Annotated in this window: 11 protein-coding genes; 7 read left to right on the top strand and 4 right to left on the bottom strand. The window is 67.1% G+C overall.

The genetic code is table 11. The features are described 5' to 3' along the window. Positions 1 to 22: 22 nt before the first annotated feature. From FXN65_RS12735 to FXN65_RS12725, 3 genes are read left to right on the top strand one after another with little or no spacing between them, the layout of a single operon-like run. On the top strand, positions 23 to 412 hold the full coding sequence (locus FXN65_RS12735) for a YidH family protein (protein WP_151133554.1): 390 nt from the start codon (positions 23 to 25) through the stop codon (positions 410 to 412). A gap of 1 nt (position 413) precedes the next feature. Further along, complete coding sequence (locus FXN65_RS12730; protein WP_151133553.1) at positions 414 to 809, top strand: DUF202 domain-containing protein; 396 nt, start codon at positions 414 to 416, stop codon at positions 807 to 809. Next, positions 800 to 2,191, top strand: coding sequence for a DUF1254 domain-containing protein (locus FXN65_RS12725; RefSeq protein ID WP_151133552.1), 1,392 nt, complete (start codon positions 800 to 802; stop codon positions 2,189 to 2,191). Before FXN65_RS12730 ends, FXN65_RS12725 begins: the two co-directional genes overlap by 10 nt. A gap of 213 nt (positions 2,192 to 2,404) precedes the next feature. On the opposite strand, the gene FXN65_RS12720 is transcribed toward FXN65_RS12725, so the two are convergent. Together FXN65_RS12720 and FXN65_RS12715 are read right to left on the bottom strand one after the other, a co-directional pair. Then, positions 2,405 to 4,375: an alkyl/aryl-sulfatase gene (locus tag FXN65_RS12720; protein WP_151133551.1), complete on the bottom strand. Its 1,971-nt coding sequence runs from the start codon at positions 4,373 to 4,375 to the stop codon at positions 2,405 to 2,407. A 132-nt stretch (positions 4,376 to 4,507) separates the two neighbouring features. Continuing rightward, on the bottom strand, positions 4,508 to 5,431 hold the full coding sequence (locus FXN65_RS12715; RefSeq protein ID WP_151133550.1) for a LysR family transcriptional regulator: 924 nt from the start codon (positions 5,429 to 5,431) through the stop codon (positions 4,508 to 4,510). 292 nt (positions 5,432 to 5,723) lie between these two features. Between FXN65_RS12715 and FXN65_RS12710 the strand changes: the two genes are divergently transcribed. From FXN65_RS12710 to FXN65_RS12695, 4 genes are all read left to right on the top strand, one after another. Beyond that, the gene (locus tag FXN65_RS12710) at positions 5,724 to 6,896 is read left to right on the top strand and encodes a serine hydrolase domain-containing protein (RefSeq protein WP_244620726.1); all 1,173 of its coding nucleotides are present in this window, start codon (positions 5,724 to 5,726) and stop codon (positions 6,894 to 6,896) included. Positions 6,897 to 7,010: 114 nt separating this feature from the next. Then, the gene (locus tag FXN65_RS12705; protein ID WP_151133548.1) at positions 7,011 to 8,891 is read left to right on the top strand and encodes a DUF1302 domain-containing protein; all 1,881 of its coding nucleotides are present in this window, start codon (positions 7,011 to 7,013) and stop codon (positions 8,889 to 8,891) included. Between the two features lie 2 nt (positions 8,892 to 8,893). After that, the gene (locus tag FXN65_RS12700; protein WP_151133547.1) at positions 8,894 to 10,240 is read left to right on the top strand and encodes a DUF1329 domain-containing protein; all 1,347 of its coding nucleotides are present in this window, start codon (positions 8,894 to 8,896) and stop codon (positions 10,238 to 10,240) included. A gap of 25 nt (positions 10,241 to 10,265) precedes the next feature. Beyond that, positions 10,266 to 11,450 carry an acetyl-CoA C-acyltransferase gene (locus FXN65_RS12695; protein WP_151133546.1) on the top strand — a complete coding sequence of 395 codons (1,185 nt, stop codon included), beginning with the start codon at positions 10,266 to 10,268 and terminating at the stop codon, positions 11,448 to 11,450. Between the two features lie 150 nt (positions 11,451 to 11,600). On the opposite strand, the gene FXN65_RS12690 is transcribed toward FXN65_RS12695, so the two are convergent. Together FXN65_RS12690 and FXN65_RS12685 are read right to left on the bottom strand one after the other, a co-directional pair. Continuing rightward, on the bottom strand, positions 11,601 to 12,989 hold the full coding sequence (locus FXN65_RS12690; RefSeq protein ID WP_151133545.1) for an aspartate aminotransferase family protein: 1,389 nt from the start codon (positions 12,987 to 12,989) through the stop codon (positions 11,601 to 11,603). A gap of 69 nt (positions 12,990 to 13,058) precedes the next feature. Beyond that, positions 13,059 to 26,024, bottom strand: a complete 12,966-nt coding sequence (locus tag FXN65_RS12685; protein ID WP_151133544.1) for a non-ribosomal peptide synthase/polyketide synthase — start codon at positions 26,022 to 26,024, stop codon at positions 13,059 to 13,061. Between the last annotated feature and the right edge of the window lie 23 nt (positions 26,025 to 26,047).

Below are 26,047 nucleotides of genomic sequence, written 5' to 3'. Positions count from 1 at the left end.
CCCCAGTGAAGAGTTTCGTGCAATGAGCCTGCCGCAAACGACCGGGCGCCCAGCGCTGGCCCGCAAGCTGCTGGGGGGCGAGGAGCCGGACCCGCGCTTCACCTTGGCCAACGAGCGCACCTTCCTTGCCTGGGTGCGTACCGCCTTGGCCCTGCTGGGTGGCGGCATCGCCATCGAGACCTTCGCGGGCCACGCCTTCGAACCCGCGTTGCGGCTGGTCATCACCCTCTGCCTACTGTCCCTCAGTCTCCTCGTCAGCGTCGGAGCCTGCCTGCGCTGGCTGTCGGTGGAACGCGCCCTGCGGCATCGCCGAGCCCTGCCCCTGCCGCCTCTGGTGCCACTGCTGGCCCTGGGCTGCGTGGTGGCCGCACTGGTCATGGCCTGGCTGTTCCTGCCGCGCTGGGGATTCTGAAATGGTCCCCGATCCCGGCCTACAGGCCGAGCGCACCGAACTGGCCTGGCGTCGCACCCAGCTGTCGCTGCTGGTGATCGCCTGCCTGGCCCTGCGCGGCCAGTCGCCGCTGCTGGCCGTCCTCGCCCTGGCCACTGCGGCGGTGCCGTGGCTGGGCCAGCGCCGACGCTACCAACGCAGCCTGGCGATGCTGCGGGAAGAGCGCGGCCACGCGCGGCCGGGCATGGTGCTGGCCACCGGCCTGGCGTCGCTGGCCCTGGCGCTGGTCGCCCTTGCCGATCTGGCATCCAACGGGCGATCCGCTCATTTCGACACTGCAACCAGGAGAACAACAATGATCGCGCAGAGTTCGCCATGCCTGACCCGCCAATTGCGGGAGGGCTTGCCATGGCGTTGACGAGGAAATTGCGCTGGCGCCTCGGGCTGGGTGCTACCGCCCTGGCGGCGGGCCTTACGGTTTCTGCCCTACAGGTGGTGGAACAGGGCCGGGAGACCGCCCAGGCATACCTGTTCGCCTATCCACTGGTGCTGATGGAACTGACCAGACAGCATCAGGCTTTGCTCGGGACCACCGCCATCAACGGCTTCCGCCATAGCCGCCGGTTCCCCGACGCGAGCTTCAACAGTGTGGTGTCGCCCAACGTCGATACGCTTTACAGCATCGCCCACTTCGACCTGCGCCAGGAGCCAGTGGTTATGAGCATCCCGCCAACCGGCGAGCGCTACTACATGATGCCGATCATGGATGCCTGGACCAATGTGGTGGCCAGTCCCGGCACCCGTACCATCGGCTCCGGCGGCGGCATCTTCCTGGTCGCCGGGCCGTCCTGGAAGGGGCAGCTTCCCGAGGGCATGCAGCTGCTGCGTATCCCCACGGAGATGGCCTGGATGATCGGCCGCATCCGCTCCGCCGGGCCGCGGGATTACGCCGAGGTCCATACCCTGCAGGACCAATTCCAGCTGATGCCGCTGAGTGTCTGGCAAGGGGCGCCCCGCACCTCGGCTCCCGCCGGCATGGTCGAACTGCCGCCGCTGGACCCGGCGCGCGGGCCGGACAAGCAGTTGGCCGGTTGGAGCCGTGAAGACTTCTTCGGCAGCTTCTGCCGCCTGCTGCGGGACAACCCGCCCCGCGCCGAGGACGAGACCATGCTCCGACGCATTGCGGCGGCGGGCCTGCTCGACGCGGATTGCAGCCTGGAGCAATCGCCCCTGCAGCGCCTGGGCAGCTTCTTCGGCTATCGCAAGGTCGTGGCCGAACTGGAGGACAGCCAGCGACTCCTCGGCAAGCGCCCCACCTTCAATGGCTGGCGAATCGGCTACGAATTGGGTGAGTACGGCACCCGCTACCAGCAACGCGCCCTGGTGGCCAAGCTCGGCCTCGGCGCCAACTCGCCGGAAGACGCCATCTACCCCAACCTGCACCAGGACCCGCAGGGCCAGACACTGCGCGGCGACAAGCGCTACCTGCTGCATTTCGCCAAGGACCAGCTGCCGCCGGCCCGCGCCTTCTGGTCGCTGACCCTGTACAACGACCGCCAGCTGCTGTCCGCCAACCCCCTCGACCGCTACGCACTGGGCGACCGCGATCCGTTGCGCTACAACGCCGACGGTTCCCTGGACCTGCTGGTGCAGCGGCAACCGCCGGACGACGAGCAGTTGCGCGCAAACTGGCTGCCCGCGCCGGATGGCCGCTTCAACCTGTTCCTGCGGCTCTATTGGCCGCAGCCCGAGGCGCTCCAGCGGCAATGGCTACCGCCGCAGATCCGCCTGGTTCAGTGAGAGCGCTGGGCGACCACGTCCTCGGGGCGTGGTACCCGGCCCTGACGGGTATCGCGCCGCTCAACCCATGGGGTGGAGCACCCTCACCGGTCCACCTCCCGGAGTGCTGGCGGGTTCCGTTGGTGGATGTGAAAAGCGACATCCACCCTGAGCCGGCCAACAAGCTGGCGCACGAACACAGGACCTACGATTTGCCAGCCTGCTCCGACCTGTTCAAGGCTCGACCAGGTTGAACTGCGGGTTCGGCTCGTCCAGGCCGGCCAGCAGTTTCAGCAGCTTTATGCGCCCGCCCTCGATATCGATGCCGCCGATGGTGGATTCCTTGAGGAAACCGGTCTCCTTGAGGGCGATGCTGTCCAGCAGCGCCTTGCTCATGCGGAGGTTCACGTCGGCCTTGGCGTGACGCATGCCGGTGCGGTAGGTGAGTACGCCGTTGCGCAGGGTTAGCGCGTAGTCCTCTTCGAGGTCGGTGAAACGCCAGTTGATCAGCAGGTCCTCGTCGGCGGCCTGCATGGCGTCGATGCGCACCGCCAAGTAATCGAAGAACATGCCGGGGGTTAGCGCTCGGATCATATCCGGCGCGGCGCTCTTGTGTGCCTTGGCTTGTGCCACGCCCTCGCGCAGTTCCAGTGCGCCACTGAGGTAGACGTTGCGCCAGGTGGCGTTCTCGCTCTGGTAGCCCAACTGCTCCAGGGTGTCGGCCTGCAGGTCGCGGGCAGCCTTGTTGTCAGGCTCGGCGAACACCAGGTGGTTGAGCAACTGCGCCGCCCAGCGGTAGTCGCCCGCCGCGAAGGCCTCGCGCGCCGTCGCCAGCACGGCATCGGCGCCGCCCATGGCCAACACGTAGCGTTGCCCGGCCTGCACCGGCGGCAGTGGGTCGAGGTTTGCCGGGTTGCCATCGTAGAAGCCCATGTACCGCTGGTAAACGGCGCGCACGTTGTGGCTGAGGGAGCCGTAGTAGTCGCGGCTGTACCACTTGCCAGCAAGGCGCGGCGGCAGCGAGCTCAGCTGCGCGGCGATCTCGGTGGGGGTCGCCCCCTGGTTGATCAGGCGCAGGGTCTGGCTATCGAGGAAGGCGTACATGTCACGCTGGTCGGCCAGGTATTCACGAATTGCCTCGCCACCCCACGTGGGCCAGTGGTGCTGGGCGAACAGTACCTCGGCCTGCTCGCCGAACCGCACCAGCGCGTCATCCAGATACTGTGCCCAGACCTTGGCGTCGCGCACCAGGGCACCGCGCAGGGTGAGGACGTTGTGCTGGGTATGGGTGGCGTTCTCGGCCATGCACAGCGTCCTGAACTGTGGGAAATACAGGTTCATTTCCGCCGGAGCCTCGGTACCCGGCGTGAGCTGGAACTTGATCTCGACACCGTCGATGCTGCGGGTTTCCAGGGGTTCGCGAATCAGGTCGGTGGGCGCAATCAGGGTGACGCTGGCGTTGACCGGAGTGCCCTTGCCGAGACCGGCGTCTACCTGGCCGCGCTCGCCCCGTGGCAGCAGCGAACCGTACATGTACTGGGCGCGACGCATCATCGCCGGACCCGCCAGCACATTCTCGCTGACGGCGTGCTCGTAGAAGCCTTCGGGAGCAAACACCCGCACCTTGCCGGCCTTCACGTCGGCTTCGTCGATCACCCCGCGCACACCGCCGAAGTGGTCGACGTGGGAGTGGCTATAGATCACTGCCAGTACCGGCTTGCGCGGGCGATGTCGGTAGTAGAGTTCAAGTCCGGCGCGGGCGGTTTCGGTGCTTATCAGCGGGTCGATCAGGATCAGGCCGTTGTCGCCCTCGATGATGGTCATGTTCGACAGGTCCATTCCGCGAACCTGGTAGATGCGCTCGCGTACTTCGAACAGACCCGCGAGGTTGTTCAACTGGGCGATGCGCCAGAGGCTCGGATTGACGCTGGCCGGCGCCTGGTTGGCGTCGAGGAAGTTGTAGGCCGCGCGGTCCCAGACCGGCTGGCCCTGGGCGTTCTTCACCACCCCGTCGAAGGCCTCGATCAGGCCACGCCTGGCGTTGGCGAAGTCGGCCTTGTCCTCGAACGGCAAGCGCTGCAGCCAGGCCTGGTTGAGGTTGCTTGTGATGGCGGTGGCGGGCTTGCCGGGAGTGGGCAGCTCGGCCTGGACGGCGCCCGAGGCAATGAGCGCGAGGAGAATGGCGCTGAGGCGGAAACTAGGCATGCAGGGGATCGCTCTGGTCTTGTTGGAATGGGCGGACGCAAAGGCCCGTGGCGACTCTAGGGAGGCAGCCCGCGCCAGGCCAATACCAGAGGCGCATGCCAGCCATAACGCGATTGCATGGCTCGGGCTGGGTCAGTCCGGGTACATCACCCCGAGGCCGAAGTTGCCCTTCGAAATTTCCTCCTGGAACAACTCGATCGCCCGGCAGCAAACCGGCGAGAGGAAACCGTTGGTGCGGGTCACCATGCCGATGTGCCGGTCCAGATCCATCTCCCCCGGCGCCAGGTCTAGCGCCGCCATGCCGGTATCGAGGAATTCCCGGCTGAAGCGCGCCAGGGTCAACATGCGACTGCCGACAATCAGCTGGTAGGCGTTGGGGCTACTGAAATCCGCCTCCACCCGGGTCGAGGGAGGAGGCAGTCCGCGCCGACGAAACGCCTCATCGAGCATGATCCGTACAGTGATGTGCCCGGCCGGGAGGGCCCAATCCTCACCCACCAGGTCGTCAAGACGCAGCTTCTCGCGGCTGCAGAGCGGGTGGCCCGCATCGGCCGCCACCACCAGCCGGTCCTGATACAGCGGCTGAATGTCCAGATCCGGTTCGGAAGCCTGGATCGGCACGAAGACGATATCCAGGTCCCCGGCGCGCAAGGCACTCAGCAGTTCCTGGGCCATCCGGCAGCAGAGTTTGAGCTTGGCCGCGGGGCGTTCGCGGAGCAGGCGCTTGCAGGCGGTGTGCAGCAGTTCATCGGGAAAGGTCAGCGAATAGCCGATGCGCACCATGCCCTGCTCCCCGGTGAGCAGGCTGCGCATTTCCGCCATGGCGTCATCGTAGTCGCGCCGCAGTTTCTGCGCGCGCTCCAGGAACAACTCGCCAGCCTGCGTCGGGCGCATTCCCTGGGGCACCCGTTCGAACAGCTGTAGACCCAGTTGTTCCTCGACCCGGCGCACCGCCTTGGTCAGCGCTGGCTGGGAAATGCCGAGGGCCTCGGCGGCCTTGCCGATGGAGCCGGCCTGGCGCACCCCGACGACATATTCGAGATCGCGAGTATCCAAATGGCATTCCTCTTGGTTATGACTATTTACGAAGTAGTTCATTGTATCTATGCCTGGCCCTGCATAGCATCCGGAAAAGAGGCCCCTGGCCCGAACCCGCCTCAATGGGATAACAACAATGACTCCATGCACTTTTCCTACCCTGGCCTCGCCTTCGCGCCAGCGTCGCGCCTCCGGTCTGCTGCTGAGCGCCAGCCTGCTGCTCGGCACTGCCCTTCTGCCAGCACAGGCGTTCCCTGCGGCGCCCAGCGTCGGCGTCATGCAAGGCTTCCCCCCTGCCCCGGAGCTCCGCGTGAATAAAGTCAACGCCTTCCTGCCCACCTACCTGCGCTGGACCATGACCCACGCTCGCGAGGTATCGTCCACCCGCAACCTCGCCCGGGCACGCGCCCCTCTGCCGTTGCCCGCCGGTCAGCCGCTAAACCTTGGCACGCTAAGGTTCAACGCGGGCGAGGAAAGCCTCACGCTAGAACGCTATCTGCAGGAGACGGTCACCGACGGCATGATCGTCCTGCACCGAGGTAACGTGGTCTACGAGCGCTACCTGGATGGTTTCGGCGACCGCCAGCCGCATATATGGGCCTCCATGACGAAGTCGGTCACGGGTCTGCTAGCAGCGCAGTTCATCGCCGAGGGCAAGCTCGACCCGGAAGCACGGCTGGCTAGCTACGTGCAGGAACTGGAAGGCACGCCCTTCGGCGAGAGCAGCGTTCGCGCGAATCTCGACATGCGCGTCGCGGTGGCGTACCCGGAGAAGGTGCCGCCAGACCTCGGCCTCTTTGCCGCAACCGGCCTGATCCCGCGCCAGCCGGGTATGCCGGAAGACATCTACAGCTTCCTGAAGATGGCGCAACCCGCTGGCGACGCCACCTCCGAACCGCCGTTCTTCTACCAGAACGGCTCGCCCGAAGCCCTGGCCTGGGCGTTGCGGCGTATATCCGGGAAGACTTGGGCGGAACTGGTGGAAGAGCGCATCTGGTCGCGCTTCGCCGAGGAGGACGCCTACGTCCAAGTGGACCAATTGGGCACCGAGATGGCCAGCGGCGGCATCAGCGGCAACCTGCGGGACACCGCGCGCTTTGCCGAGCTGGTACGCCGCGAACTGGCCAGCAAGGCCTCGGATGACAGTTTCAACCGGGCGGTACACAGCCTCTTCGAGTCCGGCGACGCGGCGGTCTTCGCCCGCGGCAACCTTGCCCCGGGACGCCCGGGCTACGCCTACCGCAACTACTGGTTCCAGAAGAACGACGGTGACGGCTCCATCGAGGCCAGCGGTCGCTTCGGCCAGAAGATCTACATCAACCCCGGACGCGAGCTGGTGATCGTCAAGCTGGCGTCCACCCCCGACCAGGCCCGGCGCGCCAGCAGCGCCGGCGGCGAGGACCGCTCCGGCACCCGTGCCATGGATTCGGCCGCCACCTTCAACAACCTGGTCAGCGCACTGCTGGACCAGCTGCCGCACTAAGCGACATCCAAAGTCAGGGAAACGGCTGCGCAGGCGACTGCGCGGTCCGGGCAGCGCATTGCCCGCGAAACCGTCCCAGGCGCAACGACCCGACAACAACAACGAGAGGGTTTCATGAACCGCACGACCTCGCCCAACCGCTCCCCCCTCCAGCGCGCCTTCCGCCCTACGGCCATGGCCCTGGGGATCGCCCTTGCCACCGTTGGCCCTATATCCCAGGCCGCCACCTGGCAGTTGAACAACGACTGGAGCCTGGCCAGCAACACCACCCTGTCCCTTGGCACTAGCTGGTCGCTGGAGAATGCCGACAAACACCTTCTAAACAAGGCGGACGCCACCAGCATTGGCAAGGTCGGCACCGGCATCAACTACAACGGTGACGACGGCAAGCTCAACTTCGACAAGGGTGACACCATCTCCACCCTGTTCAAGGGCCTCAGCGACTTCGATCTCAACGATGGCTCCCAGGGCGCCTTCATCCGCTTCAAATACTGGTACGACCATGCGATGGAGACCGGCAACGGCGACTTTCGCAAGTTCGACGACTCCGGCTGGCAGGACCTGGCCCGGTTCAAGGGCTTCGAGGTGCTCGATGCCTACTTGTGGAAAGACTTCGAATTGGACGGTCGCCCGCTCAGCGTGAAGCTGGGCAAGCAGGTCCTGAGCTGGGGCGAGGCGCTTTTCCTGCAGAACGGGGTGAATGCCATCAATCCCCTCGACGTGTCGGCGTTCAACCGCCCGGGCACCGAGCTCAAGGAAGGCCTGTTGCCGGTGGAGATGGTCAGTTTCAACTACGACCTGACCGACGCTGTCAGCTTCGAGGGCTTCTGGCAGTACAACTTCCGCCCCTCGGTGCTGGAGGGTTGCGGCACCTTCTTCAGCTCCAACGATTCGCTGCAGGAGGGCTGCCAGGTCGACAAGCTGATCGCCGGCGGCATTTCCATCACCGCCAACTCCAGCGTGAGCAACGTCCTCGACGCTCCTCCGTCGCTGCGCCCAGCCGCCGAGCGCTATCTGCAACGTACCGCCACCGACTGGGCCAGCGACACCGGCCAGTATGGCCTGGCCATGCACTACCTGATCGAATCACTCAATGACGCCGACCTCGGCTTCTATTACCTCAACTACCACAGCCGCACACCGATACTGTCCGGCGTGATCGCCCGCCAGGCGCCGAACTCCAGCGGCAACCCCGGGGCTAACCTGAATACTGGCGACTACTTCACGGCCTACCCGGAGAACATCCGCCTGTTCGGCACCAGTATCAGCGGCGTGGTGGGTGGCACCGCGCTGTTCGGCGAGCTGAGCTACCGCCCCAACATGCCGCTCAACCTCAACTCCGCCGACCTGATCAACCTGCTCGCCGGCCAGACCAACAGCTGGATCATGCCCATGCCCTCCGCACAGCTCGCCGCATCCCGTGGCAGCCGGGTAGACGGCTACAAGCGCAAGGAGGTCTGGCAGTTCAGCCTCGGCGCAACCGACACCGTGTCCAACGTCCTCGGCGCCCAGCGCCTGGCCTGGGCCCTGGAAGCCGGCGCCAACTGGATCGGCGCCCTGGACCCGCAGGACGAGCGCTTCGGCCGCTCCGGCGCCTTCGGACGCACGCCTACCTCCGATGGCACGCCTTGCTCGACGCCCTCGACGCAGAACCCGGCTGGCCTCACCGACGCCGAACTGGCCGCCGCCACCCACTGCAACACCCACGGGGTGATGACCGCCTTCTCCTGGGGCTACCGCCTGCGCATGGGCCTGAACTTCGAGGACCTGTTGCCAGCGACCGTGGTGACGCCCTCGATCAACTGGCGCCACGACGTTGAGGGCTTCGGCCCCAACTTCCAGGAAGGCCAGCAGGCCGTGGGCCTCGCCCTGACCTTCGACTACCGCAACGACTACTCGCTCGAGCTTGCCTACAACAGCTTCTTCGGCTCGAACGAGTTCTCCGTCATCGATGACCGCGACTTCGCCTCGGTCACCCTCAAAGCGAGCTTCTGACCATGACTCTTGCCTTCAAGCAACTCACCCTCGCCATCGCCCTGCTGGCCGCCGCCTCCCTGGCGCAGGCCAAGGAAACCGACAGCGCGCGCCTGGACGGCCCACTCACCCCGGTGGGCGCCGAGCGCGCCGCCAATGCAGACGGCAGCATCCCTGCCTGGGATGGCGGCATGAAGCCCGGCGCGGCGCCCGTCAGCGGCAATGGCGACTACAGCGACCCGTTTGCCTCGGAACAGCCACTGTACGAGATTACCCGGGCCAACCTCGAGCAGTACCGCGACCAGCTCAGCTCCGGCCAGCAAGGCATGTTCGCCCGCTACCCCGAGTACCGCATGCGCGTGTACCCGAGCCATCGCAGCGCCACCCTGCCCCAGGCCTACCTCGACGAGACCCGCGCCAACCTGGCCAAGGTCAGTCTGACTGACGCCGGCTACGGCCTAGATGGCTACAACTTCGGCGTGCCCTTCCCGCAGCCCACCGACGGACTGGAAGTGATGTGGAACCATCTGACCCGCTACCGCGGCGGTTCCATCCGCCGCCAATTCGCCTCGGCCACCGTGCAGGAAAAGGGCGACTACACCCTGGTCAACTCCGATGGTCTGACCGCCTTCCGCGAGCGGGTCAGCGACCTGGATCCGGGTGAGAACCTGCTCTTCTTCAACCGCGTACGTACCACCGCGCCCTCCCGCTACGCCGGCGAGGTGACCCTGGTGCACGAGCCGATCAACCAGGTTTCCGGTCCGCGCTCGGCCTGGCAGTACAACCCCGGCCAGCGCCGCGTTCGACGCGCACCCACCGTGGCCTACGACAGCAGCGCACGCTACAGCTTCGGCCAAGTGGTGGCCGACAGCGTCGACGGCTACAACGGCGCTCCTGACCGCTACGACTGGAAGCTCCTGGGCAAGCGCGAAATGCTGGTGCCCTACAACGCCTACCGCATGGCGAGTAAGCAGGTGCGCTACAGCGACCTGCTCAAACCCGGTTTCCTCAACCCCGAGCACGCGCGCTACGAGAAGCATCGCGTGTGGGTAGTGGAGGCCACTCTCAAACCGAACAGCCGTCACGTCTACGGCAAGCGCCGTTTCTACCTGGACGAGGACAGCTGGCAGATCCTCGCCGCAGATATGTACGACAACCGTGGCGAACTGTGGCGCAACTACGAGTCGCATCTGGCAATGCTGCATGACATCCAGCTGCCGCTCACCGTGGCAGAAGCCACTTACGACCTGATTTCCGGCCGCTACGCGGTGAACTACATGACCAACGAAGTGACCAGCAAGGCGCGGTACGGCGTGGAAGTCTCCAAGGCCGAGTTCACCCCTGCGCAGCTCAAGCGCCTGGGCAAGTAATCGCAACCTTCACGGAACATACCCCATGAAAGAAGCCGTCATCCTCTCCACCGCACGCACGCCCATCGGCAAGGCGTTCCGCGGTGCCTTCAACGCCACCACCGCGCCGACCATGGCCGCCTTCGCCATCCGCGCCGCCGTCGAGCGCGCCGGTATCGACGCTGCAGAAATCGAAGACCTGGTGATGGGCACCGGCATGCCCGCCGGCACCGCCGGCTGGAACCTCGGCCGCATGAGCGTGCTGGCCGCCGGCCTGCCGATTAGCGTCGGCGGCCAGACCCTCGACCGCCAGTGCGCCTCGGGCCTGATGGCCATCGCCACCGCCGCCAAGCAGATCGTGGTGGACGGCATGGCCGTGACCATCGGCGCCGGCCAGGAGCACATCAGCCTGGTGCAGAACCGCCACATGGAATGGGTGGGCGAGTACCACGACTCCCAGGTCATCAAGCAGGTGCCCCACGCCTACCTGCCGATGCTGCAGACCGCCGAACTGGTGGCCGAACGCTACGGCATCAGCCGTGAGGCCCAGGACGCCTACTCCCTGCAATCCCAGCAGCGTACCGCGGCGGCCCAGGGGGCCGGCCTGTTCGAGGGCGAAATCGTCCCGGTCACGGTCACACGGCAAATCGTCGACAAGGCCAGCGGCGCCATCAGCTTCGAAGACGTCACCCTCGCCCAGGACGAAGGCAACCGTCCGCAGACCACTCTCGAGGACCTGGCCCGGCTCAAACCGGTGATCGAAGGCGGCTGCATCACCGCCGGCAACGCCAGCCAGCTGTCCGACGGCGCCAGCGCCTGCGTGCTGATGGACGGCCGCCTCGCCGAACAGCGCAACCTGGAGCCGCTGGGGGCCTATCGTGGCATGGCGGTGGTGGGCCTCGCGCCGGAAGAAATGGGCATCGGCCCGGTACTGGCCGTGCCCCGTCTGCTCAAGCAGCACGGCCTGAAGGTCGACGATATCGGCCTGTGGGAACTCAACGAAGCCTTCGCCTGCCAGGCCATCTACTGCCGCGACCGGCTGGGCATCGACAACGCGCGATACAACGTCAACGGCGGCGCCATCGCCATCGGCCACCCCTACGGCATGAGCGGCGCGCGGATGGTCGGCCACGCCCTGCTGGAGGGCAAGCGCCGTGGCGTGAAGTACGTCGTCGTGACCATGTGCGTGGGCGGCGGCATGGGCGCCGCCGGCCTGTTAGAGGTGTTCTGACCGCCTGACGTTACCGCTGAGGCCACGAAGCCCAACGTGCGAAGTCGAACTCCGCTGTGTTGGGTTTCGCTTCGCCCTGACCAACCTGCGGGAGGCCTGCGGCCTCCTTCGTCAATGAAATCACCCCCACAAGTGGCGACGTGTCGCACGTCAGAGCCGCTGCACCGCTGCCCTCACGGCACCGGCAAAGCGCTCGGCCACTTCGTCGATCTGTTCCGCGGTGATGATCAGCGGCGGCAGGAAGCGCACCACGCAGCCATGGCGGCCACCCAGTTCGAGGATCAGGCCGCGCTTGAGGCACTCGTTCTGGATGAATGACGCCAGCCTGCCGAACGCCGGCGGATGGCCGAGATGGTCGGCATTGCCCGACGGGTCCACCACTTCCACGCCGAGCATCAGGCCACGGCCACGGATATCGCCCAGCTGCGGGTAGTCGGACTGGAGGTTCTTCAGGTGGCTGCGCAGGCGCTGGCCCATGGTTTCGGCGTGGGCCGGGATGTTTTCCTGGTCGAGGTAGCGGATCACCGCCGAGCCTGCGGCCATGGCCATCTGGTTGCCCCGGAAGGTGCCGGCGTGGGCGCCCGGTTTCCATTGGTCCAGCCAGTCCTGGTAGACCATCACCGCCAGCGGCAGGCTACCGCCGATGGCCTTGGACAGCACCACCACATCGGGATCGATGCTGGCGTGCTCGAAGGCGAACATCTTGCCGGTACGGGCGAAGCCGCTCTGGATTTCATCGACTATGAGCGCGATGCCGAGGCGCGACGTCAGCTCGCGCAGGCCCCGCAGCCAGGCGCTCTGGGCCGGGATCACGCCACCCTCGCCCTGCACGGCTTCGACGATGATGGCCGCCGGCGGCAGCACGCCCCCTTCCGGGTCGGTCAGCAGGTTCTCGATATAGCGCAGGTTGACCTCGACACCCGCCTGGCCGCCAAGGCCGAACGGGCAACGGTAGTCATAGGGGTACGGCAGGAACTGCACGTTGTTGCTGAGCAGGCTGCCCATGGCCTTCTTCGGGCCGAGGTTGCCCATCAGCGACAGCGCGCCCTGGCTCATGCCGTGGTAGCCGCCTTGGAAGGCCAGCACCGTGCCGCGCCCGGTGGCGGTGCGCACCAGCTTCAGCGCCGCTTCCACGGCGTCGGTGCCGGTAGGGCCGCAGAACTGGATCCTTGCCTTGTGGGCGAAAGCCGGTGGCAGCACGGCGAACAGGTCCTGGACGAAGGCATCCTTCACCGGCGTGGTGAGGTCCAGGGTGTGCAGCGGCAGCTCATCGGCCAGCACCTTCTGGATGGCTTGCACCACCACCGGGTGGTTGTGACCCAGGGCCAGGGTGCCGGCACCCGCGAGGCAGTCGATGAAGGTGCGGCCTTCGATGTCTTCGACATGGATGCCACGGGCGCGCTTGAGTGCCAGGGGGATGCGTCGCGGGTAGCTGCGGGCGTTGGATTCCTGCTGTTTCTGGCGCTCCAGCAAGGGGTTTTCCTCGAAGCTGTAGAGCGCCTCGGTTCCGGTGATCAGTTGCTCTGCGGTGGCTTGCATTGTCCTTACCCTTGACTGGTGTTTTCCGATGCGCCGCCGGGCGCGTGGCCTGGCGGCGCTTTCTTGTGATCAGAGCGCTTCCAGGCTCGCCATCAGGTCGTCCAGGCGGCTGGCCTTCTGTTCACTGATGGCGCTGTCTTCCAGCGATTCGATGTAGCGCGCGAGTTCCTCAACCGTGGCGCACTCGAACATGGCCCGCAGCGGCACATTGCGTTGCAGGGTTTTCTGCACGCGGGAGGCGATCTGCGTGGCCAGCAGGGAATGCCCGCCCAGTTCGAAGAAGTCGTCGGTGACCCCGACCCGCTCCACCTTCAGCACTTCGCGCCAGATGCCCGCTAGGGTTGCTTCCAGCTCATTGCGCGGTGCCAGGAAGGTGCCCCGGGTGTGGCCGATGTCCAGTGCCGGCAAGGCCTTGCGGTCCAGCTTGCCGTTGGCGTTGTGCGGTAGTTCGGCCAGTTGCAGCCAGTGCAGCGGCACCATGTATTCCGGCAGCGTGGCCTTGAGTGCCTGCTTGAGGCGTTCGCGCAACCCGGCGGAATCGGCCAGCGGATCGACCGGCACCACGTAGCCCACCAGCTGTTTGCCGGTGGCGCCGTCCTGCACGGCTACCGCGCCATCGCGAACCTCGGGGTGTGCATGCAGCCGCGCCTCGATCTCACCGAGCTCGATGCGCAAGCCACGAATCTTCACCTGGTGGTCCACACGGCCGACGTACTCCAGCACGCCATCGAAGCGGCGCCGCGCCAGGTCGCCGGTGCGGTACAGGCGCATCCCCGGCTCACCGAAGGGGTCCGGCAGGAACACCTGGGCGCTGCGCAGCGGATCGCCGACATAGCCGCGACCGACGCCGATGCCGGCGACGCACAGCTCACCCACCGCGCCCAGCGGCACCGGTTGCAGCTCGGTATCCAGCAGGTAGAGGCGGTTGTTGTCGGTCGGCGTGCCGATGGGCAGGTACGCGCCCTCGGTGGAAGCCGCGTCGACGCGGAACAGCGCCACGTCGTCCGAGCACTCCGCCGGGCCGTAGGCGTTCACCAGGCCGATGGCCGGATAGCGCTGCAGCCACTGGCGCGCCAGTTCCGGCGGCATCGCCTCGCCGGTGGGCAGCATCCAGCGAAGACCGGCGAGGTCCATGGCATCGAAGGCGAGCATGCCCTGGATCATCGACGGCACGCTTTCCAGCACCGTGATGCCGCGTTCGCGCACGTGGGTCAGCAGCGCCGTCGGGTCATGGGCGATGGCATTCGGCACGATGTCCACCTGGGCGCCACAGAGCGGCGCCGTGAGGAACTGCCACACCGAGATGTCGAAGCTCTGGGAAGCCGTCTGGGCGATCACGTCCGCTTCGCTCAGCGCGAGGTAAGGCACCTTGCTCAACTGGTTGTTGAGCATGCCGGCCTGCTCGACCATCACGCCCTTCGGCTGCCCGGTGGAGCCGGAGGTGAAGATGATGTAGGCGAGGTTGTCCGGGCCGCTGGAGATGCCGAGGTCATGCCCATCGCCCTCGCCGGCCTGCACGCTTTCCCACACCAGCAGGCGCGGGCGGTGGGCGCAGTTGAGTTCGTCGAGCAGGGCACGGGCCCGGGCTTCGAAGGCACGGGTGCAAACCAGCACCGGAGCACGGCTGCGCTCCAGCACATCCACCAGTCGCGGCTGCGGATGTGCCGGGTCCAGCGGCAGGTAACCACCACCGGCCTTGAAGGCGCCAACCATCATGCCCAGCAGCTCCAGGCCACGATCACCCAGCAGGGCCACCGGCTGGTCGATGCGCACCCCGGCCGCCACCAGGGCATGGCCCAGCCGGTTGGCGCGAAGGTTCAGCTCGGCATAGTTCCAGGCGGCGCCCTGGCAGGTGGCGACGGTCCGCTGCGGATGCTCCGCCACCTTCGCTTCGAACAGGCGCACATAGCCCTGCTCCAGCGGATAGGCCTGTTCGGTGCGGTTGCAGTCGTCCAGCAGGAAGCCGCGCTCATCAAAGCCCAGCAGTGGCAGCTCGGAGAAGTCGCTGTCGATGTGCTCGCCCAGGGCCAGCAGCAGGCGCTTGAAGTCAGCCAGCAGCTTGTCGATGGTGGCTTGCTCGAAGAAGCGCCGGTCGTAGGACAGGTGCAGGCCGAGGTCGTCGCCCGGGTAGCAGACCACGGTGAGCGGGAAGTTGGTGTGGGTACGACCGGACTCCGAACTGGCGGACAGGCTCTGGGCGCGGTCCAGCACCGAGACCTCCACCGGCGCGTTCTCGAACACGAAGAGGCTGTCGAACAGCGGCTGACCTTTCGGCAGCTCGCTGCACTCCTGCACCTTCACCAGCGGCAGGTACTCGTACTCGCGCAGGGCCAGGTTGTGTTCCAGCAGCGATTGCAGCCAGTCGCGCACGCTCTGGCGCTCGCCAACCGCCGGCATCGGCACCCGCAGCGGGATGCTGTTGATGAACAGGCCCACCGTACGCTGCATTTCCGGCATGCCTACCGGACGCCCGGCCACGGTGACGCCGAAGAGCACGTCACGCTCGCTGCCGTAGCAGCGCAGCACCAGGGCCCATGCGGCCTGGGCGAAGGTGTTGAGGGTCAGCTGATGACGCTGCGCCAGCTCACGCAGGCGAGCACCCTCTTCCACTTTCAGGCGGATGATGCGGTCGCCCACCAGCATGGCGCCGTTATCGCGCAGGAACGGGCGATCACTGGGGATGTAGCTGGGCCGCTCGAAACCGCGCAGGTTGTCGCGCCAGAAGTCGGCGGCGGCCTGGGCGTCCTGCTGTTGCAGCCAGCCGATGTAGTCGCGGTAGCGCGGTGGCGTTGGCAGGCGTGCCTCGCGGCCCTCGCCCAGTGCGCCGTAGATTTCCAGGAAGTCGCCCATCAGCAGGGAACGGCACCAGGCATCGATGAGGATGTGGTGGTTGCTCATGATGAACCAGTGGCACTCGGCGCCCAGGCGGATCAGCCGCAGGCGGAACGGTGCTTCTTCCAGCAGGTTGAAGCCGGCCTCGCGCTCGGCCTTGAGCAGGTTGCGCAGGCGCTGGTCGTGGTCCGCCGCAGGCAGGGCGCTCCAGTCCAGCAGCTCGATGCGGGCGGTGCTGCGGCGATGGATGATCTGCTGCATGTTCTCGCCGCTGTTCCACCAGAACGAAGCACGCAGGGCTTCGTGCCGGTCGACCACCGCGTGCCAGGCGGTGGCGAAACGCTCGAAGTCGATGGCGCTGTTGATGGTGTAGCGATCCTGCATGAAGTAGATGCCGGAACGCGGCTCCAGCAGGGTGTGCAGCAGCAGCCCCTCCTGCATCGGGGTCAGCGGGTAGATGTCGCCGATCTCGCCGGGGGCCAGGGACAGGCTGTCCAACTGTTCCTGGGACAGACGCGCCAGCGGAAAGTCGGACGGTGTGATGCCGCCACTGCCCTCGGCCAGGCAATGCTCCAGCAGGCCTTCCAGCTCGGCCTGGTAGTCCGCGGCCAGGCGTTCGATGTTTGCCGTGTCGAATACCTGCTCGCTGAAGGTCCAGCGCAGTTGCAGCTCGCCGCCATAGACCTGGCTATCGATGCTCAGCCAGTTGGGGAGTGGCGCGTCGCTGTCGTGCTGGGCACCGGCCGGCTCTTCCAGCGGTTGGAACAGCGCTTCGCTGCCGAAGCTCTGGTCGAACTGGCCCAGGTAGTTGAAGGTCACCCTGGCCTGTGGCAGCGCCTGCATCGCCTGGCGCAGGCCGGCGTCGGCAAGGTAGCTGAGCACAGCATGACCGAGGCCCTTGTGCGGCACGGCGCGCAGTTGTTCCTTGATCGCCTTGATCGATTCACCCGGCGTGGCAGCCGGGGTCAGGCGCAACGGATAGGTACTGGTGAACCAGCCGACGCTGCGGGTCAGGTCGATCTCATCGAACAGCGCCTCGCGGCCATGACCCTCCAGTTGCACCAGGGCCGACTGGCTGCCGGTCCAGAGGCAGAGCACGCGGGCCAGTGCGGTCAGCAGCAGGTCGTTGACCCGGGTGCGGTAGGCCGTTGGCGCCTGTTGCAGCAGCGCACGGGTGCGCGGGGCATCCAGCCGCACGGTGACGCTGCGGGCATGGCGTTCGGTGTTCGCGCCCTGTGGGTTGTCGCGCGGCGGCTCGGCCGTCGGGCCGTCGAGATGGTCCTGCCACCAGGCCTGTTCCTCACGCAGGGATTCGCTGCTGGCATAGGCCGCCAGGCGACCGCTCCAATCACGCAGGGAGCTGGTCTTGGGCGGCAATCGCGCATCGCGGCCCTCCGCTCGTTGGCGATAGATGGCTTGCAGGTCTTCCAGCAGGACGCGCCAGGACACCCCATCCACCGCCAGGTGGTGGATGGCCAGCAGCAGCCGCTGTTCGCTGCCTGGACCTTCAGTGAGCACGGCACGCAACAGCGGCCCCCGCTTGATGTCCAGGCTGCGCTGGGCGCTTTCGAAGAGTTCCAGGCGCCCGGCTTCGGTGGCTGCCTGGCGATGCCAGAGCAGGTCATGGGAAGGTTCCGGGGCCCGGTATTCGGCACTCCAGCTCGTACCGTCCCGATGGAAGGACAGGCGCAGCGCATCGTGATGCGCCAGCAATTGCTCAAGGGCCGCTTCCAGCCGCGTCGGATCGATTACCTCGGTGGGCTCCAGCAGCAGTGCCTGGTTCCAATGGTTGAGCCCGGTGTCGCGGCCATCGAAGAACCAGTGCTGGATTGGCGTCAGCCCGGCGCTGCCGCTGAGCGGGCCTTGCTCGATGGCAGCGGCTTCCCGGTGCGGGGTGTCCTGGGCCGCTTCGGCCAGTGTCTGCACGGTCTGGAAGCGGAACAGGTCCTTGGGCGTGAAATGGATGCCCACCTGCCGAGCTCGGCTCACCACCTGGATGGAGAGAATGGAATCGCCGCCCAGTTCGAAGAAGTTGTCGTGAATGCCCACCTGGGACAGGTTGAGCACTTCGCGCCAGATCTCCGCCAGTCGGCGCTCGCGCTCGTTGCGCGGCGCCGCGTAGGCCTGGCGGCCCCGCTCCAGGTCCGGTGCCGGCAGCGCCTTGCGGTCCAGCTTGCCGTTGGCGGTCAGCGGCATGCGCTCCAGCAGCACCAGGTGCGCAGGCACCATGTAGTCGGGCAGCAGTGCCTTGAGTGCAGCCTTGAGCTGCTCGCGGAACGCCGACTGGCGCTCGGCACCGGCGCTGGCCAGCGCCAGGTCTTCCGGCAGCAGGTAGCCCACCAGTTGTCTGCCGGAGCTGGTCTCCAGGGCCAGCACCACGGCCTCACGCACGCCCGCCTGGGCTTGCAGGCGGGCTTCGATCTCGCCCAGCTCGATGCGGAAACCACGAATCTTCACCTGGAGGTCGATGCGGCCGACGTATTCCAGCAGGCCATCGTTTCGCTGCCGTACCAGATCGCCGGTGCGGTACAGGCGACCGCCCTGAGCACCGAAGGGGTCAGCCACGAAGCGCCCGGCGGTCAGGCCGGCGCGCTGGTGATAGCCACGGGCGAGGCCTTCACCGCCCACGTACAACTCACCGGTGGCGCCCGGTGGCACCAGGTTGAGGTCGGCGTCCAGCACGTACAGCGCGCGGGCGCCCACCACCGTGCCGATGGGCACGCTGCTGGCGCCCGCCTCCAGTTGTTCCGGCGACAGGCTGGCCAGCGGCATCACCACGGTTTCGGTGGGACCGTAGGCGTTGAAGAAGCGCTCGGGCACGAAGGTCGCACGTATCCCTTGCAGGTATTCGGGAGTCAGGGCTTCGCCACCGGTGATGCACAGGCGCACCGGCAGGCGCTCGCCACGGCCGTCCAGCCACTGAGCCAACTGGCAGCCATAGCTGGGGGTGAAGCCGAGGATGGACACCTGCTGGTCGCGGATGAGCCCGCAGATGTCTTCAGCGCCCCACTGCCCCTGGGCGCGCAGGACCACCCGCGCGCCGCACACCAGCGGCGCCAGCAGGCGTTCGCTGGCGGCGTCGAAGTTGATCGAATAGAAGTGCAACTCGCAGTCGTCACTGCGCATGCCGAAGTCGGCGACCACCGCCTGCAGGTGCATGGCGATGGCACCCTGGTCCACGCCGACGCCCTTGGGCTGGCCGGTGGAACCGGAGGTGTAGATCACGTAGGCAAGATTTTCCGGGCCGCTGCGCGCCGGCAGGTTTTCGACGGAATAGCCGGCCAGCACAGCGCCGTCACGCTCGACGCACCAACCGCCCACGCCGGCAGGCAATTCGCCCAGGGCATCCAGCAGGCCGGCATGGCTCAGCAACAGGGCGATGCCGCTGTCCTCCACCATGTAGCGCAGACGGTCGAGAGGGTATTCCGGGTCCAGCGGGACGTAGGCGCCACCGGCCTTGAGGATGGCCAGCAGGCCCACCACCATTTCCAGCGAACGCTCCAGGGCAAGGCCCACGCGCACTTCCGGCCCCACACCCAGCTCGATCAGGCGGCGAGCCAGTTGGTTGGCACGGGCGTTGAGCTCGGCATAACCGAGGTGCTCGCCGGCGTAGGTCAGTGCCAGTGCTTGGGGGGCGGCGGCGGCCTGACGCTCGAACAGCTGCTGCACCGTGGTGTCCAGCGGGTAGGCGTCGGCACCCTGGCGATGGGCGTCGATCAGCGCCGCGCGCTCTTCGGCCGCGAACAGCGGCAGCTCGGCGAGCACGGCGTCCGGCGTTTCGATCATCGCCCGCAGCAGGTTCTGCCAATGCCCGGCCATGCGCGCGATACGCGGACGGTCGAACAGGTCGCAGCTGTAGGTCAGGCAGCAACCCAGGCGCTCATCGAGGTCGGTGACTTCCAGGTTCAGGTCGAACTTGGTGGCGCGGGCATCGTTGGCGATGAACTCCAGCGTCAGGCCGGCCACTTCGCGGGTCTGCTGGAATTCCCAGCGCTGGACGTTGCACATCACCTGGAACAGCGGGTTGTAGGCGGCGCTGCGTTGCGGTTGCAAGGCCTCCACCAGGTGGTCGAACGGCAGGTCCTGGTGGGACTGGGCATCGATCGCCACCTGGCGCACCTGCTCCAGCAAGTCGCGCACGCTCATCAGGCCCTTGGGCTGCACGCGCAGTACCTGAGTGTTGAGGAAGGCACCGATCAGCCCTTCGCTCTCCGGGCGGATGCGGTTGGCCACCGGCGCGCCGATGCGCAGGTCATCCTGGCCGCTGTAGCGGTACAGCAACACACCCAGGGCCGCGGTCATGGTCATGAACATGGTCAGCCCATGCTCGGCGTTGAAGGCCCGCACCTGCGCCGCCAGCTCGTTATCCAGGTCGAAGCGGAACAGGTCGCCGGAATGGCTCTGCAGCGGCGGGCGCGGACGGTCGGCCGGCAGCGCCAGCAGCGGTTGTTCGCCGCCCAGTTGGGCCTTCCAGTAGTCCAGCTGGCGCTGCATCTCACCCGCTTCCAGCCACTGCCGATGCCACTGGCTGTAATCCAGGTATTGCACCGGCAACGGCGCCAGGTTCGCCTCGCGGCCCTCCAGTTGCGCTGCGTAGAGCTCGGCCAGTTCACGGGCGAAAATGTCCATCGCCCAGCCTTCGGTGACGATGTGGTGCAGGGTCACCACCAGGTAATGCAATTCGGCTTCGGCCTTGACCAGGCAGACCCGCAGCAGCGGCCCCTGCTCCAGGTCGAAGGGACGATGCGCCTCGGCATCGGCGAAGGCGTCCAGGCGCTGCTGGAACACAACGGCCGGCAACGCGGAGAAGTCCTCGCGCTGGATACGCAGGCCGAAGTCTTCCGAAACCCGCTGCACCGGCACCCCGCCCTCGCTGGGGAAGGTGGTGCGCAAGGTTTCATGGCGTTTGATCAATGCCTGCAAGGCCACTTCGAAACGCTCGGCATCGAGTCGGCCACTCATGCGCGCCACGCCACCGACGTTGTAGGCCGGGCTGTCCGGCTCCATCTGCCAGAGGAACCACATGCGCTGCTGGGAATGCGACAGGGCCACCGGCTGGCTGCGGTCGACGCGGGCGATGGTGCCCCGGCTGTCGCGCAGGCCGGAGGCCAGGGCCAGCTCCACGCGAGCGGCGAAATCGGCCAGGCGGCTGGCGTCGAACAGGGCGCGCAGCGGCAGTTCGATGTCGAAGGCCTGGCGGCTGCGGGACACGATCTGGGTGGCCAGCAGGGAGTGCCCGCCCAGCGCGAAGAAGTCGTCATCCAGGCCGACCTGGGCGACGCCCAGCACTTCACGCCAGATGGCGGCCAGACGCTGCTCCACTTCGGTCTGCGGCGCCACGTGTTCACGTTGCTGCCATTGCGCTTCCGGCAGTGCCTTGCGCTCCAGCTTGCCGGCCGGGGACAGCGGCATTTTCTCGAGGCGCAGCAGGTGCGCCGGCACCATGTATTCCGGCAGGGCCAGTTGCAGGGCGGCTTTCAGGCGCACCAGCAGTTGTTCGTCGGCATCGGCGACCACATAACCCACCAGTTGCGGGCCAGCCTGGCTGTCACGCAGGACCACCACGGCCTGGCGCACGCCGGCCTGGGCCAGCAGGCAGGCTTCGATCTCCTCCAGCTCGATACGGAAGCCGCGCAGCTTCACCTGCTGGTCGACACGGCCGAGGTACTCCAGCACGCCGTCGGCGCGCCAGCGCGCCAGGTCGCCGGTACGATAGAGGCGCGAACCGCTGCCATCCGGGTTCGGCACGAAGCGGTCGGCGCTGAGGCCGGCGCGGCCGAGATAACCCCGGGCCAGGCCCGCGCCACCGATGCACAGTTCACCGGTTACCCCGGGCACGGCCACTTCCAGGTTTTCGTCCAGCACCAGGCACTGCGCATTGCCCAGCGGGCGGCCGATGGGCACCACAGCGCCCTCGCCCGCCCGACAATGCCAGTGGGTGACGTTGATGGTGGTTTCGCTCGGGCCGTAGCGGTTGTGCAGTTGCACCGCCGGGAGCTGCCGGAGTACGCGGTCGCGCAGTTCGGCCGACAGCGCCTCGCCGCCGGAGAACAGCAGGCGCAGGCTGCTGCACCGGGCCAGTTGCGGTTCTTCGATGAAGAGTTGCAGCAGCGACGGCACGAAGTGCAGCACGGTCACGCCATGCTCGCGCACCAGTTCGACGATGCGCGCCGGATCGCGGTGCTCGCCGGGTGCCGCCAGCACCAGACGGCTGCCACACAGCAGCGGCAGGAAGCATTCCCAGACGGACACGTCGAAGCTGACCGGAGCCTTCTGCATGAATACGTCGGCACTGCCAAAAGCGTAGGTATCGCGCATCCACAGCAGGCGCTCGGCCAGGGCGGCATGAGTCACGCCAACGCCCTTGGGCTTGCCGGTGGAGCCGGAGGTGTAGATCACGTAGGCGAGGTTTTCGCCGAGCAGCGCCAGAGTGGGCGCGGTCGCGGGCCATTCCCCCTCCTCCGCACGGTCCAGGTCGAGGCGCTGAACGTTTTCCGGCAGGGCCACGACGTCGAGGTGGCGCTGGGTCAGCAGCAGGCGAATGCCGCTGTCTTCGACCATGTAGGCCAGGCGCTCGCGGGGGTAATCCGGGTCCAGCGGCACATAGGCACCGCCGGCCTTGAGGATGGCCAGCAGCCCCACCAGCAGCTCTGGCGAGCGCTCGGCGCAGATGCCGACACGCACTTCGGGTGCAACGCCCAGGGCTCGCAGGCGGTTGGCCAGGCGGTTGGCGCGGGCATCCAGTTGACCCAGGGACAGGGCTTCGCGTCCCAGCAGCAAGGGGCGTCCGGCAGCGGCGACCACCTGCTCGGCGAGCAGCTCGGGCAACCAGCGCTGGGCGCGTTCGCGCGGCGCGCTGCTCCAGACGGCGAGCTGGGAGCGCTCGGTGTCGCCCAGCAGTTGCACGTCGCCGATGGCCAGGTCCGGGCGCTCGGCGACCTGCCAGAGCAGGCGTTGGAAGTGGCTGGCCAGGCGGGCGATGGTGACCTCGTCGAACAATTCGACGGCGTAGTCGAACGACAGGCTGATGCGCCCACGCTCGTCTTCCTCGCTCTGCAATTGCAATTCGAACTTCGCCTCGAAGCTGTTCCACGGCAGCTCTTCGGCAGACAGGCCGGGCAGGCGTTGCAGCGCGCGGTGATCGCGCTGCTGGTGATTGAACAGCACCTGGAACAGGCCGCCCTGGGCACGGGCTTCAGGGAAGGCTTCCAACAGTTGCTCGAACGGCAGTTCCTGATGGGACTGGGCGCCCAGGGTGGCTTGGCGGGCCTGGGCCAACAACGCCTCGAAGGGCATGCGCCCATCCAGCTCGCCGCGCAGCACCAGGGTGTTGATGAAGAAACCGATCAGCCCCTGGCTTTCCAGGCGCGCACGGTTGGCGCCCGGCACGCCGAGGCGGATGTCCTTCTGTCCGCTGTAGCGGTGCAACAAGGCCTGCCAGCTGGCCAGCAGCACCATGAACAGGCTGGCGTCATGCTCGCGGGCCAGCTGTTGCAGCCGCTCGCCGAGGGCCTTGTCCAGGCGCACGCTGTAGCGGCCGGCGCGATAGCGCGCATCCGGTGTACGCGGCCGATCGGTGGGCATCAGCAGCAGCGGCTGTTCCTCACCCAGCTGGGCTTTCCACCAGTCGAGCTGGCGCTTGCCCTCGCCCGCCGCCAGCCATTGGCTCTGCCAGGCAGCCACATCGACATATTGCAGCGCGAGCGGTTCAAGCGCTGCGTACTGGCCAAGTCCGATGGCGCCGTAGAGGCGGGAGAACTCGTTCAGCAGCAGGTCCAGCGACCAGCCGTCCGCAATGATGTGATGCAGGGTCACCAGCAGCAGGTGATCGCGCTCGGCGATGCGCACCAGGCTGACCCGCAGCAGCGGCCCGTTCTCCAGGTCGAACGGCGCCAGCGCTTCCGACTCGCGGATGGCGAGGGCGCGGGCTTCGGCGTCCGGCTGGTCTTCGAGGTCGATCAGGCTCAGCGCGAACGCACCGGCCGGGTGGATGCGCTGGACCGGCAGGCCGCCCAGTTCATGGAAGGTGGTACGCAGAGATTCATGGCGCTCCACCAACTGGAGGAAGCTCTGCTCAAGGGCTGCCTCATCGAGGTTGCCGCGCAGGCGCAAGGCGCCAGGGATGTTGTAGGCGGCACTTTGCGGATCGAGCTGCCAGAGGAACCAGAGCCGGTTCTGCGCGGCGGATTGGGCCAGCGGCTGGCTGCGGTCGAGACGCGCGATGCCGCCCTCTGCTTGTCCGCCTTCGGCCGCCAGACGCTCCACCAGCGCGGAGAATTCGCCCAGGGTGGGTGCTTCGAACAGGTGACGCATCTCCACGGCCACGCCGCGCTCTTCGCGCAGTCGGGCCATGACTTGTACGGCACGGATGGAGTTGCCGCCCAGGGCGAAGAAGTTGTCGCCGGCATTCAGCTCGGCCAGGTCCAACTGCTCGCGCCAGAGCCTGGCCACCAGGCCATCGGCGGCTGCGCTCGGCGTCTCGCCGGGCAGGCGAACGGCGTCGCCCTCACGGAACAGCGCGTAGTGGTCGAGGCTGCCGTCGGCCAGCTGGCTGCGGCAGGCGGAGCGCTGCAACTTGCCGCTGGAGGTCTTGGGCAGCGCGCCGGGGTTGAGCAGTACGACCACCGCCGGGCTTTCCTGATGGGCTTGGGCCACGGCCTGGCGGATCATCCGCGCCAGTACGTCCGGCGGCACCCTCTTCTGTGCGCGGCGACCGATCTCGGCGGCGATGCCGATGCCTTCATTGCCCAGGTGCTGCACGGCAAAGGCGGCGACGCGGCCCTTGCGCACGACTTCGACGTCCGTCTCGACGGTGCGCTCGATGTCCTGCGGATAGAGGTTGTGGCCACGGACGATGAGCATGTCCTTCAGGCGGCCGGTGATGTGCAGCTCGCCCTCCAGCAGGAAGCCAAGATCGCCGGTACGCAGCCAGGTGCGCCCATCACGCTCGACGAAGGTGCGCGCACTGGCTTGCGGATTGCACCAGTAGCCGAGGGCGACGCTGGTGCCGCTGACCCAGATCTCGCCCACCTGGCCGTTGCCCAGGACGCCACCGTGCAGCGGGTCCACCAGCATCAGCTCGTGGCCCGGCTGCGGGTAACCGCAACTGATGGCGATGGCGCCGCGGCCACTTTCGGCACGATTGGTGGCCAGGGCTGCGGCATCCAGTTCACGCACATTGATGCCCTGGCCACGGCGGGCGCCGGTGACGAAGAGCGTCGCCTCGGCCAGGCCGTAGCAGGCAAACCAGGACGCGCTGGAGAAACCGCAGGCAGCGAACGTCTCCGCGAACGCATCGAGGCTGTCCTTGCGGATGGGCTCCGAGCCGGAGAACGCCAGGCGCCAGCCGGACAGGTCGAGGCGAGCCATGGCCGATTCGCTGATGCGCTCGCAGCACAGGCGGTAGGCGAAGTCCGGGCCGCCGCTGACGGTGCCGCCGAACTGGCTGATGGCTTCCAGCCAGCGCACCGGGCGTTCGAGGAAGTATTGCGGCGACATCAGCACCACCGGCACGCCGCTCCAGATGCCCTGCAGCAGGCCGCCGATCAGGCCCATGTCGTGGTAGAGCGGCAGCCAGCTGACGATCACGTCGTCATCGCAGATGCCGAAGCCGTGGCGGATCATCTGCTCGTTGGCCACCAGGTTGCCGTGGCTGACCTGCACGCCCTTGGGAAGCGAAGTGGAGCCGGAGGTGTATTGCAGGAAGGCGATGTGCTCGCCGGACAGTTCCACCGGCTGGAAGGCCTCGGTCAGGTCCGTGGCCAGGCGGTCGACGCAGAGCAGGCGGCCGGACTGCTCGCCCAGTGCGGACCGCAACTGGACTTCAAGGCCGGTGGAGGTCAACACCAGGGCCGGCTCGGCGTCGTCGAGTATCGAGTGCAAGCGCTGCAAGTGATGGTGACGGTTGGACTCCGGCGGATAGGCCGGAACCGCGATCACACCGGCATACAGGCAGGCGAAAAAGCTGGCGACGTAGTCCGGGCCGCTGTTGAACAGCAACACGGCGCGATCCCCGACGCTGGCGCGCTGTTGCAGCGCGGCGGCGATGCGGCGGGCACGCCAGTCCAGCTGGCGGTAGTCGAGCACCTCGCCGGTTGGCTGGTCCCCGCCGAGGAACCGCAGGGCCACACGTTCCGGCTCCGCCGCAGCGCGACACTGCAGCGCCTCCACCAGGGTGCCTGGGAGATCGAACACTTCCGTCATTTTTCGTTCCTGCCTGAGTACGG

The organism is Pseudomonas lalkuanensis (genome assembly GCF_008807375.1).
In the GTDB taxonomy this organism is placed as follows: domain Bacteria; phylum Pseudomonadota; class Gammaproteobacteria; order Pseudomonadales; family Pseudomonadaceae; genus Metapseudomonas; species Metapseudomonas lalkuanensis.
This window is presented reverse-complemented; position numbering and strand designations above follow the sequence as displayed.